The 17,175-nt window shown below is 65.2% G+C and carries 14 protein-coding genes; 7 read left to right on the top strand and 7 right to left on the bottom strand.

The genetic code is table 11. From position 1 onward, the window contains the following. Positions 1–666: 666 nt before the first annotated feature. Positions 667–1,221 carry a PAS domain-containing protein gene (locus tag ACFFWD_RS13050; protein ID WP_376965590.1) on the bottom strand — a complete coding sequence of 185 codons (555 nt, stop codon included), beginning with the start codon at positions 1,219–1,221 and terminating at the stop codon, positions 667–669. 528 nt (positions 1,222–1,749) lie between these two features. Here ACFFWD_RS13050 and ACFFWD_RS13045 point away from each other — a divergent pair. Continuing rightward, on the top strand, positions 1,750–2,535 hold the full coding sequence (locus tag ACFFWD_RS13045; protein ID WP_376965588.1) for a rhomboid family intramembrane serine protease: 786 nt from the start codon (positions 1,750–1,752) through the stop codon (positions 2,533–2,535). A 190-nt stretch (positions 2,536–2,725) separates the two neighbouring features. After that, complete coding sequence (locus ACFFWD_RS13040; RefSeq protein ID WP_376965586.1) at positions 2,726–3,154, top strand: CBS domain-containing protein; 429 nt, start codon at positions 2,726–2,728, stop codon at positions 3,152–3,154. Between the two features lie 6 nt (positions 3,155–3,160). Here the strand turns inward: ACFFWD_RS13040 and ACFFWD_RS13035 are convergent, their stop codons facing one another. Further along, the gene (locus tag ACFFWD_RS13035; protein ID WP_376965584.1) at positions 3,161–4,192 is read right to left on the bottom strand and encodes a patatin-like phospholipase family protein; all 1,032 of its coding nucleotides are present in this window, start codon (positions 4,190–4,192) and stop codon (positions 3,161–3,163) included. A 221-nt stretch (positions 4,193–4,413) separates the two neighbouring features. Between ACFFWD_RS13035 and ACFFWD_RS13030 the strand changes: the two genes are divergently transcribed. After that, entirely contained in the window at positions 4,414–5,487 is a 1,074-nt protein-coding gene (locus ACFFWD_RS13030) for an RgsD C-terminal domain-containing protein (protein WP_376965596.1), read from the top strand. 180 nt (positions 5,488–5,667) lie between these two features. Next, positions 5,668–8,187 (top strand): putative bifunctional diguanylate cyclase/phosphodiesterase, encoded by a 2,520-nt coding sequence (locus ACFFWD_RS13025; protein WP_376965582.1) that lies wholly within the window; start codon positions 5,668–5,670, stop codon positions 8,185–8,187. A 113-nt stretch (positions 8,188–8,300) separates the two neighbouring features. On the opposite strand, the gene ACFFWD_RS13020 is transcribed toward ACFFWD_RS13025, so the two are convergent. The 3 genes from ACFFWD_RS13020 to ACFFWD_RS13010 form a co-directional block, all read right to left on the bottom strand. Continuing rightward, entirely contained in the window at positions 8,301–8,864 is a 564-nt protein-coding gene (locus tag ACFFWD_RS13020; RefSeq protein ID WP_376965580.1) for a nitroreductase family protein, read from the bottom strand. Positions 8,865–8,947: 83 nt separating this feature from the next. Further along, positions 8,948–10,990, bottom strand: a complete 2,043-nt coding sequence (gene thrS, locus ACFFWD_RS13015) for a threonine--tRNA ligase (protein ID WP_376965578.1) — start codon at positions 10,988–10,990, stop codon at positions 8,948–8,950. Between the two features lie 368 nt (positions 10,991–11,358). Then, entirely contained in the window at positions 11,359–11,880 is a 522-nt protein-coding gene (locus tag ACFFWD_RS13010; protein ID WP_376965576.1) for a hypothetical protein, read from the bottom strand. On the opposite strand from ACFFWD_RS13010, the gene ACFFWD_RS13005 reads away from it, so the two are divergent. Both ACFFWD_RS13005 and ACFFWD_RS13000 read left to right on the top strand, forming a co-directional pair. Beyond that, positions 11,831–12,487 (top strand): hypothetical protein, encoded by a 657-nt coding sequence (locus ACFFWD_RS13005; RefSeq protein WP_376965574.1) that lies wholly within the window; start codon positions 11,831–11,833, stop codon positions 12,485–12,487. The genes ACFFWD_RS13010 and ACFFWD_RS13005 overlap by 50 nt on opposite strands. A 105-nt stretch (positions 12,488–12,592) precedes the next feature. Next, positions 12,593–13,729, top strand: coding sequence for an MFS transporter (locus tag ACFFWD_RS13000; protein ID WP_376965594.1), 1,137 nt, complete (start codon positions 12,593–12,595; stop codon positions 13,727–13,729). A 24-nt stretch (positions 13,730–13,753) separates the two neighbouring features. Here ACFFWD_RS13000 and ACFFWD_RS12995 read toward each other — a convergent pair whose 3' ends face one another. Both ACFFWD_RS12995 and ACFFWD_RS12990 read right to left on the bottom strand, forming a co-directional pair. After that, positions 13,754–14,080 carry a hypothetical protein gene (locus ACFFWD_RS12995; protein WP_376965572.1) on the bottom strand — a complete coding sequence of 109 codons (327 nt, stop codon included), beginning with the start codon at positions 14,078–14,080 and terminating at the stop codon, positions 13,754–13,756. 124 nt (positions 14,081–14,204) lie between these two features. Then, a complete protein-coding gene (locus ACFFWD_RS12990; RefSeq protein WP_376965570.1) occupies positions 14,205–15,500 on the bottom strand; it encodes an alpha/beta hydrolase in 1,296 nt (431 codons plus the stop codon). A gap of 302 nt (positions 15,501–15,802) precedes the next feature. Between ACFFWD_RS12990 and ACFFWD_RS12985 the strand changes: the two genes are divergently transcribed. Beyond that, positions 15,803–17,173, top strand: coding sequence for an APC family permease (locus ACFFWD_RS12985; RefSeq protein ID WP_376965568.1), 1,371 nt, complete (start codon positions 15,803–15,805; stop codon positions 17,171–17,173). The last annotated feature ends 2 nt before the right edge of the window (positions 17,174–17,175 follow it).

Genomic DNA, 17,175 nt, shown 5'->3' with positions numbered 1-17,175 from the left:
TGCTGTCCTAACGCTCGCTGCAACCATGCTCTGGTTGCGGTAAATGTCCACAGGACCTAGGACTCCGCCCGTCTCACCCGCCTGAGGGGCGCTTCGCCATCGTCACGAGTGCCGGGTCGAGATGCGGTGGACGTTGGTGGCACACGAGGCGAACGTGTCACGGCGGACGGCGAAGTCGTGTGGTCCTGACGCCCCAGTGGCAGGTGTCTCTCCGCAAGAGGCGAAGCGTCTTTTGCGAAGACGGTGACAAAAAAGCCCGGTCTCGCCGGGGAGAGCACGAAAGAAGCCGTAAAACCATCGCGCAGGGAAAGCCGGCGTGTTTTCCGGTTACACCTGTGGTCCTACCCCTGTGCTTTTTGTTGCACAGGGCCCATGGGTGCAATCGGCACCCGGCTTTCCTTGCGCCCTCTGCGTTCAGAGCGGCAAAGATTTCGTAACACCTCGGGCGCACTACGCCGCGAGAACGCGGATGTATGACCTACGCTCGTGCAACAAACTCGCCGTCGTCCCGGCGGAGGCCGGGACCCATTACCACAAATGCTGATTGTTGCGCGACGTCGGATCGACGAGTCACCTTCGCAACTCAGGCCGCGGAGTATGGGTCCCGGCCTTCGCCGGGACGACGGGAGAGATTGCGGAGACGGCGGAACGCATGTGCGTCCGCTGCTAGCGCAGGCCCTCGTAGACCATGAGGCCGCGGGCGATCGCGATCTTCCGCAATGCGCGCGGCAGCAGCCGCTCCGGCGGGTGCAGATAGCGCCACGAGGTCAGCGTGAAGGGGCCGAGCGTGGCGGTGTTGTCCTCGAAGGGGGCGAGCAGGCCGGTCAGCGTGGTCGGGACGTGGACCCGCGCCGTGAAGGGGAGCAGCAGCAATTCCAGATGCGCGCGGGCACCATCGGCGGTGGTCGCGGTGACGCCGGCGATCGCGGGCAGCGTCTCCTCGGCGACGCAGGTGATGACGTCCTCGATCTCGCGGCGGCTCTCGGCGGTAAACAGCGCCGAGAAGCTCTGATCCTTGAGGTCGCGGCCGAGCAGGGCCGAGATCCGGGTTCCGGCGACGCGGAAGGGGTAGCCGGCCTCGCCGTCATAAGACAGCACGAAGATATCAGCGAGGAGCCCGCGCACCGCGGACGGCTCGAACACGCCGCGGTCGGGCGCGCGCGCATCGCCTCGTTTGGCATTCCAATACGCGAAGAATTCGCGGCTGGACTCGTGTTTCATTCGAAAAACCTTGCCCGGCGCCGGCCTCGGCGGGACACATCTGTCCCGGTTTCGTCCAAGCGCTTTCCCTTCTCTGTTGTGCAGGGAAGGCTGTGCAGCGTCCATGCCGCCGCCGCGTTTTGGCCGATTTGCGCACGGTTTTGCGCCGTTAACGTAAATTTAACGATGTGCTTGGCTGTGACCGCGCCGCCGCGTAGGGTCCGCCCATTCCCGTTTGCGCCGGTTGCCTCCAAGGGCCGGCGGCTTACGTACACAGGTGGCGTCAAACAGTTTGGTCGTCGCGCGGGGAGGGGTGGGGATGCACCCCCATTCCTTCTGGGGCGCGAGAAGATCAGCAAGGTCTTGGGGAGGGTGTTCTCAGCACCCTCCCTTCATCTTTTGCATCATTCGTCCAGTCTCGTGTCCCGGACGAGGTGCAGCGCGGGCGCCACAAAAAGGGAGCGGCCCGATTTCCGGATTGTGCACTTGCACAGCGGCGCTAAAGCCGCCTATCTGAGATTATCAGCCGCATGTGAGGTCGCAGACCCCTTGGACTCCCATCCCGATTCCCCGCTTGCGCCGCCGCGCGAGCCGATCCTGACCCTGCCGCCGGCGCTGACCGCCTACATCCTCCTGATCGCGGTGATCCATCTGCGGGTGCTGCTGCCGCCGGAGATGGAAAACTGGACCATCGATGTCTTCGGATTCATTCCCAAACGCTACGACTCGACGCTGCTCGACATCACGTTCCCGGGCGGGGCCGGCGCCAAGGTCTGGACCTTCGTCACCTATTCGCTGCTGCACGCCAATCTCAGCCATATCGTCTTCAACGTGCTGTGGCTGTTGCCGTTCGGCAGCGCGCTGGCGCGGCGGTTTGGCGCGCTGCGCTTCTTCGTGTTCATGGCGGTGACGGCCGCCGCCGGTGCGCTCGCCCACCTGGTGACCCATGAGCACGCCATTGCGCCGATGATCGGCGCCTCGGCGTCGGTGTCGGGCACCATGGCGGCGGCGATCCGGTTTGCTTTCGTCAAGGGCAGCTTCCTGTCGTTCAGCCGGGGTGATGCGGAGGCGGCCGCCAGGGTGCCGGCGCTGTCGCTGTCGCGCGCGCTGCGCGACCGCCGCGTGCTCGGATTCCTGGCGGTGTGGTTCGGCGTCAACATCGTGTTCGGCGTCGGCTCGATCGCGATCGGCGGCGATGGCGCGAGCGTCGCCTGGCAGGCGCATATCGGCGGATTCCTCGCCGGCCTCGTGCTGTTCTCGCTGTTCGACCCGGTGCCGCGCACGCGCAGCGATGCTGCAGATGCGTCGTCGGTCGACCAGTCCGGGCGGGTTTGATCGCCGCTTGCGGGGAGCGGCGAATTCATCCATCATCTTCGCGACGCACGACAGGCAGGCTGACAAAATTAATGCCGTGCCCGTAATCGCGCCCCGGAACCGAAAGCGGCGCGGAACTGTTGATTGAAGGCTCAACGAACAGGTTCGATCCCCAGCTCAAGGGGACGCGGACGGATTCAGGGAGGCTGCAATGACGGTACGTTCCATTCTCGATGCCAAGGGCCATCACATCATGAGCGTCGAGCCCGACGCCAAGTTGTCGGCCGCGATCAAGCTGCTCGGCGAGCGCAAGATCGGTGCGGTGCTGGTGATGGGCCAGGGCCGTATGGAAGGCATCCTGTCGGAGCGCGACATCGTGCGCGTGCTCGGCGAGCGCGGTGCCGCCGTGCTGGACGAGCCGGTCAGCGCGGTCATGACCAGGAAAGTCGTCAGCTGCCGCGAGTCGGACACCGTCAGCGCGCTCATGGAGGTGATGACGACGGGCAAATTCCGCCATCTGCCCGTGGTCGAAGACGGCAAGGTGGTCGGGCTGATCTCGATCGGCGATATCGTCAAGCGCCGCGTGCAGGAATATGAGCGCGAGCAGGAGGCGCTGCGCGACTACATCAAGACGGCCTGACGCGCGCTATTTCCCGTTCGAATCGGCGTCGGTCGACGGCGGCACCAGGATGCCCATGGCTTCGTGGATTTGTTCGATGGCGCGTTCGGCCGCGCGCACGCCATGCGCGATCAGGTCGTCGGCGCGATGGAAGTCGAACCAGCCGATCTGGCCGACACGCGGTGAGATCAAAAGGTCGGGCGGGTCGCCGGCAAGCCGCGCGCGGGTGATGCGGTCCTGCATGATGTTGAAGGCGTCGGCCATCACGCTCGAGATGCCCGGCCGCCCGGCGCTGCCGAAGAATTCGCGCTTTACGGTCCGTTCGGCGAAGAAGCGGCCAAAGCGGCGCTTCGGCGGCTCGATTGCGGGGACAGTCTCCGGGGCAACGGTGACCTCGGCGATCTGGCCGTGATTATAGATCGTGGTCGAGTGCGAGAAGACGTCGCTGGAGAGGTTGGCGGCGATCACGATCTCGGCGCCGAGCGCGCGCGCCGCCGACACCGGCACCGGGTTGACCAGCGCCCCGTCGACCAGCCAGCGGTCGCCGATCAGGACCGGTGCGAAAATGCCGGGCAGGGCATACGAGGCGCGCATGGCGTCGACCACGGGGCCATGGGTCAGCCAGATCTCGTGGCCGGTCCGCACCTCGGTGGCGACGGTTGCGAACTTGACCGCGAGGTCCTCGATGAGGGACTGGCCCATCGCGGCTTCCAGTTCGGCAGCGAGCTTGGTGCCGCCGATCAGGCCGGAGCCGTTGAGGCGGATGTCGAGGTAGCCGAGGATGTTGCGCGGCTGCAGGGTGCGCGCCCATTGCTCGAGGGTGTCGAGATGCCCGGTGGCATAGGCGCCGCCGACCACGGCGCCGATCGAGGTGCCGACCACGACATTGGGGACGATGCCGTGGGCGACGAGCGTCCGCACGATGCCGATATGGGCAAAGCCGCGCGCCGCCCCGCCGCCCAGCGCAAGACCGATCACGGGCCGGCGAACCGTCCCCAATCCGACCTTGTCAGGACCATCGGAGCCTTTCTGCCCGCGCCCCATCCAACTATCCAACACAGCAACAATCTCCTGCCGGCGCCAGACTAGGCCCGATGGCCCGGCTTCGCCTCGTCCATATGCATGGTTTATGCCCGGACCAAACCGACCTAGGGAGGAAATGTGACTTGACCACGACCTCTGGCCTAACATCGGCTTGATCGGCGGGTTCCCGTGGGACGGCGGGCCCGGCCCGGCGACGGAGGCTTGAATTTGCCGCGTTTTCGGTGAAAAGCATGACCATGATCTTGCGGGGCAACGGCATCGGCGGATGCGGGCGGGGCGGGAGACGGCTGCTCCCGCTGATCGCGCTTGCGGCCTTGGCAATTGCGCTGCTCCCCGCGCCCGTATCGGCCCAATTGTTCAGCGACCGGCCGCCGCCGATCCCGCCGGCTTCGGTTCCCGACGCGCCGTCCGGCCCGGCGCTCAACCTGGCGCCGCCATCCGGATCCGGCGCGGGGCCGGTCTTGCCGGCGCCGCTGACCCAGCCGACCATCGTCCAGCCATCGATCGCGACCGTTCCGCCGGTGGTGCCGTCGCCGGGCACCTCGACCGCCGGGCAGGCCGTGCTGTCCCTGACGGCGCGCTATGGCAAAGACCTGCCCGTCATCAACAACGGGCTGGTGTGGCGCGTGTTCGCCGACAAGCCTGACGACAACGGCACCTTCAAGCTGATCCGCGAGGAGCGCGGCGCAACGCCTAACATCGTGCTGCCGCCCGGCAACTACGTCGTCCATGTCGCGCTCGGCTTGGTCAGCGCGGTGCGCGCGGTCAGCCTGAAGTCGGAAACCGACCGCGAGTCCTTCGTGCTGCCAGCCGGCGGCTTGCGCATCGAGGGCCGTGTCGGCACCAGCAAGATCCCGCCGAACCAGATCTCGTTTGCGATCTACAAGGGCAGCCAGTTCGACAGCAAAGATCGCGGCGCATTGATCCCCAACGTCGCGGCCGGTGACGTCGCGCTGCTGCCGGAGGGCACCTACTACATCATCTCGAACTACGGCGACGCCAATTCGGTGGTGCGCTCGGACATCCGCGTCCAGGCCGGCAAGCTGACCGACGTCACCGTGACCCATCGCGCCGCAGTCATCACGCTCAAGCTCGTCAGCGAGAAGGGCGGCGAGGCGCTCGCCAACACCGCGTGGTCGGTGATCACTCCGGGCGGCGACGTGATCAAGGAATCGATCGGCGCGTTCCCGCGCGTCGTGCTGTCGGAAGGCGAGTATCGCGCAATCGCCAAGAACGAGGGCAAGGTGTTCGAGCGGCCCTTCAACGTCGTCAACGGCGTCGACGGCGAGGTTGAAGTCGTCGCGCGCTGACGTCGGGCGCAGTCCCATGTCATGCAACTGTCATGGTCTCTAACGCGCACTAACCATCGCGCGACTTTAAACCGTCATAATCACCACAACGGCGTACCGCCTCCCCATTTTTTACAGGGCATTAAGCGCGGCTGACTTGGATGCCGCGGGGTTAAGCGTGTTGCGTGAGTGGGGCGTGCCATGGTCGTGGCCAAGAAAAAATCCGAGACGAACTCAGAGACAAAATCAGAGACTGGGGCGGGCAAGGCATCGGCCAAGATCACCCCGGAAATCTTCGCCGACGTCTCTGTCCTGCAACGCAAGTGGCAGGCAGCGTTGCGGCCCGGCGAGAAACTGCCTCGCTACGAGGACGTGATGCTCGGCAGCCTCGGGCGGCTCGCCGATCACATCGTGCTGTTGCGGAACGACGAGAGCAGGCTGCGCGTCTCGCACACCGGCCGCTATGTCCAGGCGTGGTTGAACGACGAGCGCTGGGATATTCCACTGAGCGCGCTGCCGCCGGATTGCGCCACCTCGCTCGGCGAAGCCGCGGCGAGCGCGCTCGAAAACAGCCGTCCCTATCTCGCGTCGGCGCACTGCGTGCGCGACGGGCTGGTGCGGACCTACGATGTGCTGGCACTGCCGACCTACTCACGCTGGGGCGGCACGCTGGTCGGCGTCTATGTCAACGAGCGCAGCGCGCAGTACAATCTTCTGGATACGATCTTCTCGGCAACCGACGAGGGCGTACTGTCGCTCGCCGCGATCCGCGACGCGCGCGGCCAGCCGTGCGATTTCCAGATCGTCCATCTCAACCAAGGCGCCGCAAAGCTCCTGATGCAGCCCGCGACCGATTTGCTGTGGCGCCGGCTCGGCGTCGGCGGCAACGCGTTGTGCGAGCCCGACGTCATCGGCCGGCTGCGCGAATTCGTCAGACGCGGTGCGGGTGGGCAATTCGAGATCGACAGCGGCGAACGCTGCCTTCGGCTTGGCATCACGGCATTCGGCGACATGCTGTCGCTCACGGTCTCCGACGTCACTGCGCTGAAACAGCGCGAGGTCTCGTTCCGCCTGTTGTTCGAGAACAACCCGATGCCGATGTGGGTGTTCGATGCCGGCACGATGGAATTCCTGAGCGTCAACGATGCTGCGGTTCAGCACTATGGCTATGCGCGCGATCGATTCCTCGGCATGAAACTGCGCGAGATCTGGCCCGAGGATGAACGGGCCACGCACAGCGAAGCGTTGCGCGGCGTCGGCGATGTCTATCAGTCCGGCCGCGACTGGCGGCACATCAAGGCGGATGGCAGCGAAATCCACGTGCTGACCTTCGGCCGCCGCGTGACGTTCGATGGCCGCGACGGCTATCTGGTCGCCGTGGTCGACATCACCGAGCGCCGCGCCGCCGAGGCACGGATCGCCCACATGGCGCACCATGACGGCCTCACCAACCTGCCGAACCGCGACTTCTACCAGGAGCGCCTGGGCGAGGCGCTGCGACGCAGCGGTGCCGGCAACAGGCGTGTCGCGGTGATGGGCATCGACCTCGACCTGTTCAAGAATGTCAACGACTCCTTCGGCCATCCGATGGGAGATCGCCTGCTCAAGATGGTGGCCGATCGGCTGAGGTCAGAGGTTCGTGGCGACAACATTGCCGCCCGTCTTGGCGGCGACGAATTCGCGATCGTACTCGCCGCCGACGTCTCCCCGAACGAAGCGAGCGCGTTCGCCGAGCGGCTGATCGAGGTCCTGAGCGCGAGCTACAATATCGACGGCCTCGAAGTCGTCGTCGGCGCCAGCATCGGGATTGCGATGTCGCCGGGCGACGGCACGACGCCGGAAGAGCTGATGCGCAACGCCGACATGGCGCTCTACCGTGCCAAGTCGGAGGGCGGCGGCGTCCATCATTTCTTCGAGCGCGAGATGGATCACCAGGCGCAGAAGCGCCGCGACATGGAGCGGGATCTGCGCGCGGCTCTCGCCAATGGCGAGTTCGAGCTGCACTACCAGCCGCTGGTCGACATCGCAGCCGATCGCATCAGCGGATTTGAATCGCTGCTGCGCTGGCAGCATCCGCAGAAGGGCATGGTCTCGCCGGCGGAATTCATCCCCGTGGCCGAAGACATCGGGCTGATCGTTGCGATCGGCGAGTGGGTGCTGCGCGAGGCCTGCTCGGAAGCGGTGAAATGGCCCGCGGACGTCAAGGTCGCCGTCAACCTGTCGTCAGTGCAGTTCCGCAGCCGCAACCTGGTCCAGGCCGTGATCTCGGCGCTGGCCCATTCCGGCCTGTCGCCGCGTCGCCTCGAGCTCGAGATCACGGAATCGGTGTTCCTGGCCGAGACCGAGGCCAACCTCGCGATCCTGCATCAGCTGCGCGAGCTGGGTGTCAGCATCTCCATGGACGATTTCGGCACCGGCTATTCCAGCCTGAGCTATCTGCGCAGCTTCCCGTTCGACAAGATCAAGATCGACCGTTCCTTCGTGAAGGATCTGGCGCGGCGCTCCGATTGCGTCGCGATCGTGCGCGCGATCTCGGGTCTCGGCCGCAGCCTCAAGATCACCACGACCGCCGAGGGGGTCGAGACCATCGACCAGCTCGACTGGCTGCGTGCCGAAGGCTGCAACGAGGTGCAGGGCTTCCTGTTCAGCGCAGCCAGGCCGGCGCACGAGATCGCGGCGCTGCTGACCGGTTTCGCGGCGCGGGCGTCGAGGGCGGCCTGAGTTTCGTCTCCGCTTGTCATGGCCGGGCTTGACCCGGCCATCCATCAGTTTGCAGAGGAGTCCTTTGGTTGATGGATTGCCGGGTCAAGCCTGGCAATGACAGTTCTGCAACCTCAGAACCGCGTCACGATATCCGACAGCGCCGGGCGCGGGCGATCTTCGGTCGGCTTGGTCGGCGTGCCGATGTGGACCAGGCCGACGAGCTTTTCGTCCGGTTTCAGCCCGAGACCATCGAGCACGTCGCGGTCGAAGACGAACCAGCCGGTCAGCCAGCAGGCGCCGTAGCCGAGCGCGGTGGCGGCGGTAACGATGTTCATGGCGCTCGCGCCGGCGGACAATTCCTGCTCCCACGGCGGCACCTTCGGGTGCGGCTTGGTGAAGCTCACCACGCCGATCACCAGCGGCGCGTCGGTCAGCCGCTTCTTCTCGACCTCGATGTCGGACGCCGGCGCGCCCGGGTTCTTCCTGGCAAAGACGCTTGCGATCACATCGCCGGCGCGTGCGCGGGCGTCGCCCTCGAACACGATGAAGCGCCATGGCGTGAGCTTGCCGTGGTCCGGCACCCGCGCGCCGATGGTCAGGATAGTCTCGAGCTCGGCCCGCGAGGGGCCGGGCGCGGTCATCTCGCGCGGCTTCACCGAGCGGCGGGTCTTCAACAATTCAAGGGCGTCGGGCACGAAAATGTCCTTCAGGGTAGCCGTGCCCCAGAGATAGGGGCTCGGCCGGGCCGACAAAAGCCAGTTTAGACCGATTGTGAAGATCAGGCCGCGGTTTGCACCCGCTTCACGTCCGGCGGGGTCGCTTCGTCGACGAGGGCTGCGATCGCCTCGTCGGTCGGCATCACGGTCTGGCGCTCGCTGCCGAGGCGGCGGACCGAAACCGAATGCGTCTCGGCTTCTTTCTTGCCGACGACCAGCAACGCCGGAATCTTGGCCAGCGAGTGCTCGCGGACCTTGTAGTTGATCTTCTCGTTGCGCAGGTCGATCTCGACGCGCAGTCCCGCACGGCGGGCGGCGGCTGCAACCTGCTTGGCGTATTCGTCGCCCTCGGAGGTGATGGTCGTGACCACGACCTGGGTCGGCGCGAGCCAGAGCGGGAAGTTGCCGGCGTAATGCTCGATCAGGATGCCGATGAACCGCTCCATCGAGCCGCAGATCGCGCGGTGCACCATGACCGGCACCTTCTTCGACCCGTCATGATCGATATAGAACGCGCCGAACCGTTCAGGCAGGTTGAAGTCGACCTGGGTCGTGCCGCACTGCCAGTCTCTCCCGATGGCGTCGCGCAGCACATATTCGAACTTCGGCCCGTAGAACGCGCCTTCGCCCGGGTTGATCTCGGTTTTGATGTTGTTGTTCTTCGCCTGGATCTCCCGCAAGACCGTCGCCATCACGCGTTCGGCATGCTCCCACATCTCGTCGGTGCCGACGCGCTTGTCCGGCCGGGTCGAGAGCTTGACCGTCAGCTCCCCGGTGAAGCCGAAGTCGGAGTAGGTCGACAGGATCAGGTCGTTGATCTTCAGGCACTCGTCTGCAAGCTGCTGCTCGGTGCAGAACACATGCGCGTCGTCCTGGGTGAAGCCGCGCACGCGCATCAAGCCGTGCATCGCGCCCGACGGCTCGTAGCGGTGCACGACGCCGAACTCGGCAAGCCGCAACGGCAGGTCGCGATAGCTCTTCAGGCCGTGCTTGAATATCTGCACGTGTCCCGGGCAGTTCATCGGCTTCAGCGCGAACCAGCGCTTGTCCTCGGCCTCGTCGCCGGCCGACTGCGCCGCGAACATGTTCTCGCGATACCAGTCCCAGTGTCCCGAGGTCTCCCACAACACCTTGTCGAGGATTTGCGGCGCGTTGACCTCGTTGTAATCCCCGGTCAGCCGCCGCCGCATATAGGCGATCAGCTGCTGGAAGATGGTCCAGCCCTTCGGGTGCCAGAACACGACGCCCGGGCCTTCCTCCTGGAAGTGGAACAGGTCGAGCTCGCGGCCGAGCTTGCGGTGGTCACGCTTCTCGGCTTCCTCGATCTGCTTCAGGTAGGCGTCGAGGTCCTCCTGCTTGGCGAACGCGGTGCCGTAAATGCGGGTCAGCATCGGGTTGTTCGAGTCGCCGCGCCAATACGCGCCCGCGACCTTCATCAACTTGAAGGCATTGCCGATCTTGCCGGTCGAGGTCATGTGCGGGCCGCGGCAGAGATCGAACCAGTCGCCCTGGAAATAGATCTTGATCGGCTCGTTGCCGGGAATCGCGTCGACCAGCTCGACCTTGAAGGCCTCGCCCTTGTCGCGGAACACCTGCTTGGTCTTTTCGCGATCCCAAACCTCTTTCGTGAACGGCTTGTCGCGCGCGATGATCTCGCGCATCCGCTTCTCGATCGCGGCAAAATCTTCCGGCGTGAACGGCTCGTTGCGGAAGAAGTCGTAATAGAAGCCGTTCTCGATGACAGGGCCGATCGTGACCTGGGTGCCCGGCCACAGCGACTGCACGGCTTCGGCAAGCACATGCGCCGCATCATGCCGGATCAGTTCCAGCGCGCGCGGGTCCTCGCGGCCGACGAGCTCGATCTTCGCGTCGGCCTCGATCGGATCATTGAGATCGGTGAGCGTGCCGTTGAGCGCCATCGCCACTGTGCGCTTGGCGAGCGAGGGCGAGATGCCCCTGGCGATATCGAGGCCGCTGGTGCCTTTGGGGAATTCGCGCTTCGCCCCGTCGGGAAAGGTGAGGGCGATCTTGTGCACGGGCTCGGCGGGCTTGAGGTTCGAAAGGCTGTAGTGGAATCCGGACTCGGATTTGGGCGCGTCGGGCATTGATGTCTCCTGTGGCTCACTCCTGCGAACGAGCGCAGGTAAGCGGAAGCAGCGGTATAGCAGGGGATTCGGGCAGAACAAGCCGGCAATATCAAGAAAAACGGAGCGTTGCTGGATCGCGATCGATTGTGCCGGAACATCCCTCGTTTCGGCGTGCCACCACCGAACGTTGCGACCCAACTGATCATCGTCTAACCTCAATCCTCTATTTTCCCGCCTCGCGTGGTCTTGTCGGTTTCATGATTTCCCGCCTCTTGCTCCTCGCGGTCGCATTGTCGATGTCAGGCGTGTCGCGTGCGGAAACGCCGGCCGAGAAGGCAGGGTTCGCGCCCCGTCTGACGATCTATCTCGCCAGGGGCGCGGCGAATTCATGCGGGACAGGCTGCGATCGCTGGATTGCCGTCGAGGGCGAGGTCGATCGCGATGCGGCGGCGCGGATCCGCCGCTTCCTGGCCGGCGTCAAGGACACGCAGCGCCCGATCTACTTTCACTCGCCCGGCGGCAATGTCGAGCAATCCTACGCCATCGGGCGAATGTTGCGCGGACGGAAGGCGATCGCGCGGATCGGCCGCACCATCGCGACCGCTTGCACTTCGGGCACGCAGGTCGATGCGGCGTGCCTGAAGGTCAAGAATGCGGGCGGCGAGATCGAGGCGGAGCTGATGACCCGCAATGCGATGTGCAACTCGGCCTGCGGCTATCTGTTCCTCGGGGCGACGACGCGCGAGGTTGCGCCCGATGCTGCGATCGCGGTGCACAACTCGAAGCTGACCCTGGTCATCCTCGGGCATCCGCCGCCGCAGGTCGTCGCGGAATACAGGCAGCGTCAAATGGTGACCGGTGACCGCCGATCGCGATCGCGCGGCCTTCATCGCCGCGATGGGGATCAACCGCGAGCTCAACGATCTCATTCGAACGGTGAAATTCGAAAGCCTGCACGTGTTGACGCGGCCGGAGCTCTACCGCTTTGGGATCGATACAAGGCCATTGCCCGAAACGGCGTGGACGCTGGAGAAGGAGGCGCGGCCCTATATCCGCAAGATCGCGATGGCGAAGCAGAACGACGGCGCTTCCTTCCGGATGATGGAGTGGCGGCTGTTCTGCGAGAACAATGATCGCGCCCGGCTGATGTTCGTGCGGGAGTTCGCGGAGAGCTCCGCCGGCAAGAGCACGGTCGTGATCAGGGCGGGAGCGGACAGGTCGGTGGCATTCGGGAGATTCCCGGCGCGCGTCGGGAAGTACGAGGTCTGGAGCGATGCGGTCGCGCCCGACATCGTCAAGGCGATGCTTGCGGTCCAGCATCTACAGGTCGGCGAAAACACGCCGACGCTGGACGGCAACGCCGGAGTTGCCAGCTTCGACATCGGGACAACGGGGCTGGAGCCCGCGTGGACGCAGCTTCTGGCGTCGTGCCCGGCGCCGACGACGGTCCCAAAGCCCGCGGGCCCGTTGCCGACAGGTGCGCTGCCGAGCGTCAGCGCAGCGCCGGCGCAGTGACCGCAAGGGGCGCAATCGGTTGCCCGTTATGCATTTAGATGCAGTTGCATTGAATTCCGTATCTGCTACGAACGCGGCGTGAAACGCTTCGCTCCCACCGCATTGATGCTTGGCAATGTTGTCACCGGCTGCTCGGTGCTGGCGCCGGCGGGGATGCTCGCGGAGCTGTCAAGCGGACTCGACGTCACGATCCGCACGGCGGGCCTGCTGATCACCTTCGGCGCGATCATGCTGTGTGTCGGCTCGCCGGTGACGGCGTGGCTGACCAGCCGGATCGAGCGGCGCGTGCTGCTAACAACGACACTTCTGGTCCTCGCGCTCACCAATGCCGCATCCGCATTCGCGCCCGACTACACCAGCCTGCTGATCATTCGCCTCGTGATGCTCGCCGTCGGCGTGCTCTATACGCCGCAGGCGGCGGGTACCGCGGCGCTGCTGGTGCCTGCCGAGAAGCGCGGCAGCACGATCGCCTACATCTTCCTCGGCTGGTCGCTCGCCGCAGCGGTCGGTCTGCCGCTAACCACCATGATCGCGAGCCGCTACGGTTTCCGCGCGGTTTATGGTGGGATCGGCGCGATGGGCCTTGTGAGTTTTGCGCTGCTGTGGTGGCGCCTGCCGGGCGGTCTGCGCGGCGCGCCGGTCGATTTCAAGACCTGGGCCGATCTCGGCCGCAACCCGATGATCATCGTCCTGTTGTCGATCACGACGCTGCAGATGTCGGGCCAGTTCGTGGTGCTCACCTTCATGGGGCCGCTGCTTGCCAAGCTTACTGGTGCAAACCCGGACGCCATCGGCTTCGTATTCGCCCTTTATGGCATCTGCGGGTTCGTCGGCATCGCGGTTGCAACCCGCATCGTGGATTCCTGGGGGGCCTGGAGAACCTCGGTCCTGTTCACGGGACTGATGCTGGCAGGTCTCGCCGGCTGGGCGCTGAGCGCCGGCATCTATGCGCTGATGGCCGTCTCCGTTGCACTCTGGGGTTTGGGCTTTGCGTCGAGCAATTCGATGCAACAGGTACGGCTGGTTGGTGCGGCGCCGGCGCTCGCCTCGGCGTCGGTCTCGCTCAACACCTCGGTGCTGTATATCGGCCAGGCGGTTGGCTCGCTGATCGGCGGTCTGTTGTTTGCGCGCGAATGGCTGCACAGCGCAGGCTATGTCGCCGCGGCCTTCCTCGCGCTGGCGTTCACGGCGGTGATCGCGACACGGCCGCGTCCAACCGCAGCAGCGGCGGCGGCCGAGTGAGCGATCGATCAGACCAATAGGGCTCTAGTCGGCGATGCGGGTCAGGACTGCCTTGAAGTCCACGCCAGGCATTTGCAGCGCCTCGCCCTCGAGATCGACCATGTCGCCATTGTTGGTGCCCTTCAGGGTCAGCGTGATCCTGTCGATGCCGAACAACGACCGGAACGCCGGATCGGGATTGTGGCGTTGGGTCGAGATCTTGGCGTGAATGCCGTCGTTGCGGTCGGCGTAGCTGCCGACGAATGCAAAGGCCGAGTTGCCACCGCGCAGCTTGCCATCCGTGGCGTAGACAACACCGGTGCCGGTGCCATGAACGGTATGATATTCAACCCGATATAGTCCGTCCCTCAATGCCCCATCCCCAGCCAGCGATCCCCGCAGGAAGGCTAGGGGGCGCGCGAGGGGCGATTTGTGAAGCAGCTCACACTTGGCGGACAATCAACAGCAGAATTTGGGGAGGGCCTGAGGCCCGTGGTTAGCGGCCCGCCTGAGCGGGTGCGCTCGCCACGCGCGTCAGCGCCGGCGTGGCCGCCATCTTGGTCAGCACTTCCCGGATCGGAAACTGGGTCCAGGCCTGGGTCACGTAGCTGCGATGGGTGATGCCGTCGCGGGTCTGCACGAACACGACGCTGCCCGGGTGCAGCGGGCCATCCATGGTTTCGCTGACGGCGATGCCCTTGTCGCGCAGCATCGACATCAGCTCGCGATCGCGCGGCCTGGTGTAGCGGGTGTAGGAGGAGACGAAGAACCCGGTGCGGTTCTTCTCGATCCAGGACGCAAATTTGTCGAGCTCGCCATAGACCGCGTCGAGCAGCAGCACGCCGCGGACGCGGTTGGTGGCGCCGCCGACCTCGAGGCTCCAGGCGGTCGGCAGGAAGCCGCCGCTGTAGCCGACGATGACGACCGGTGTGTTGGCGAAGGCTTGCGCGGACCTGGGATCGCCGTAGAGGCGGGCGAGGTGGCTTGCGGATTCGTCGAGGAAGCGCTTGAGGCCGCCCGGCTGCCAGAACTTGCCGGCGCTGGAATCGGCGGCGTCGACGGCCATTTGCGGCGCAAGCAGAACGGCGTTGACGCCGGAATCGGTGATCTGCTGCGGCACCATCTGGCGGTCGCGCACGTCGCGCTCCAGCGTCGCGCCGTTGCCATGGAAGAACACTACGATCACGCCGGGCTTGTTGACGTCGAAAGTGTCGGGCACGTGCACCAGCACGCGGCTGTCATTGTAGGTCTCGCTCTGCCAGTAGACGCGGCCGCCATAGCTGCGATGGCCGCGCTTGTCGCCGGCTCCGACATTGAGGAACGGCGCGTCGGTGCGCGGATTGTTGCCGAAATAGGGGAAGGCGGAGGATTTCATGCTGACCAGCGTGGTCAGCTCGTCGCGCTCGGTCGGACGTGGCAGGGTGAGGGTCGGTGCGATCGAGGCGACGCGGACGGGCGAGGGCGCGGTTTTCTGCGCTGCCTGGGCGGCCGGCGCGGGCGCCACGGCGGCGGTTCGGTGGTAGGGGACGAAGCTTTCCTTGTCGGTCGGGAAGCGATCCCTAAACTGTGGCGCCGGGAAGCGGTCCTCAAACGTGTCGCCACTGGTCGCATGGCTGTTCGCCGCCAGCATGCCGGGCTCCGGCGCCTTGCCGCAATGCGCGAGCGATAGCGACAACGGGATCAGGACGGCGGCGGTCCAGCCCCGGGATCTCGGCGCACGGCGCGGCGCGCGGGGTGTCGCCACCCCACGCGCACGACCATGACTGTCGAATCTCGGCTGTGCCCCGACCATCCACCCGTTGCCCTGAACCCACCGGCAAACGACGTATTTGAGCTTGTCGATGTTTAGGTCACGTTAAGCTTCCGGAAGCATTTCCCCACATCCGGAAGGCTTTAGCAGAGCATCCAATCGTGTCCTGATTGTGGGAGCCTGGCCTTGATGTCCCATTGCAGCCGTCGCTTGTGAGCGTTTGAGGTATTTAGATACTTTTCCAATATCTCGAATTAAACCGTTGTTAACGCTCCTTGAATTGGCCACGGCCTGCCTGCACCATGGCGGAGCTCAGGCGTGCGGCGGCTGAAGGTACGGTCGACATGGCGGGATCACATACGGGAAGCGCGGCGCTGCGCAGCCCGCTCTCCGGCACCGGCTCGACCGTTTCGGTCCTGACCGCAACGGCTATCGTTGTTGCCGACATGGTCGGCGTCGGCGTCTTCACGAGCCTCGGCTTCCAGGTCACGGACATTCCCTCCGGCTTCTCGATCCTGCTGCTCTGGATCGTCGGCGGCATCGTCGCGCTGTGCGGGGTGTTCTCCTATGGCGAACTCGGCGCGATGTTCCCGCGCTCGAGCGGCGAGTACAATTTCCTCGGCCGGGCCTATCACCCGGCTTTCGGATTCCTCGCGGGATGGGTGTCGGCGACCGTCGGCTTCGCCGCACCGGTGGCGCTCGCCGCGATGGCGTTCGGCGAATACGGCCGCGCAATCCTGCCCGACGCGCCGCCGCTCGTGCTCGCCATGGGCGTGGTGTGGCTGGTCTCGATCGTACAGCTCTCCGGGCTCAGGCACTCCTCGACCTTCCAGCTGATCGCAACCATCCTGAAGGTCGTGCTGATCACGGCCTTCCTGGTGTCGGGCTTCGTGATCGCGACCCCGCAGCCGGTGTCGTTTGTGCCGTCGCCGCCCGATCTGGCCTATGTGCTGAGCGCGCCGTTCGCGATCAGCCTGGTGTTCGTGATGTATTCGTTCTCGGGCTGGAACGCCGCGACCTACATTATCGGCGAGATGCGGCTGCCGGAACGCAACGTGCCGCGCGCGATGCTGTTCGGCACGCTGATCGTGTTGGTGTTCTACGTCGCGCTCAACGCGGTTTTCCTGCACAGCGCGCCGATCGACAAGCTCGCGGGCCAGCTCGACGTCGCCCGCATCTCCGGCAGCTATATCTTCGGCGAACTCGGCGGCCGGATCGTCGGCGCGATGATCTGCGTTGGGCTGATCTCCTCGATCAGCGCGATGATGTGGATCGGGCCGCGGGTGATGATGACGATGGGCGAGGACATCCCGGCGCTGCGGCTGTTTTCGCGGCGATCGGCGAATGGCGCGCCGGTCTATGCCATCCTGTTCCAGCTCGCGGTCGCGAGCCTGATGCTGTTCACGCGCAGCTTCGAGGCGGTGCTCGACTTCATCCAGTTCGCGCTGCTGTTCTGCTCGTTCTTCACGGTCGCGGGCGTGATCAAGCTGCGCATCACCAATCCCGAATTGCCGCGGCCCTACCGCGCCTGGGGATACCCGGTCACCCCTCTGGTTTTCCTGCTCGTGACCGCCTTCATGATGTACTATCTTTTGACGCAGCGCCCGCTGCAGTCGGCGCTTGGTACGTTGATCATGATTTCAGGCCTTCTGATCTACGCGATTTTCCGCAAGCGGGGGGATCGCCCCGCGACCGAAGGCCCGGGTCGCGAATGAAA

Origin of the sequence: Bradyrhizobium erythrophlei (assembly GCF_042430365.1) — a bacterium.
Classification (GTDB): domain Bacteria; phylum Pseudomonadota; class Alphaproteobacteria; order Rhizobiales; family Xanthobacteraceae; genus Bradyrhizobium; species Bradyrhizobium erythrophlei.
This window is presented reverse-complemented; position numbering and strand designations above follow the sequence as displayed.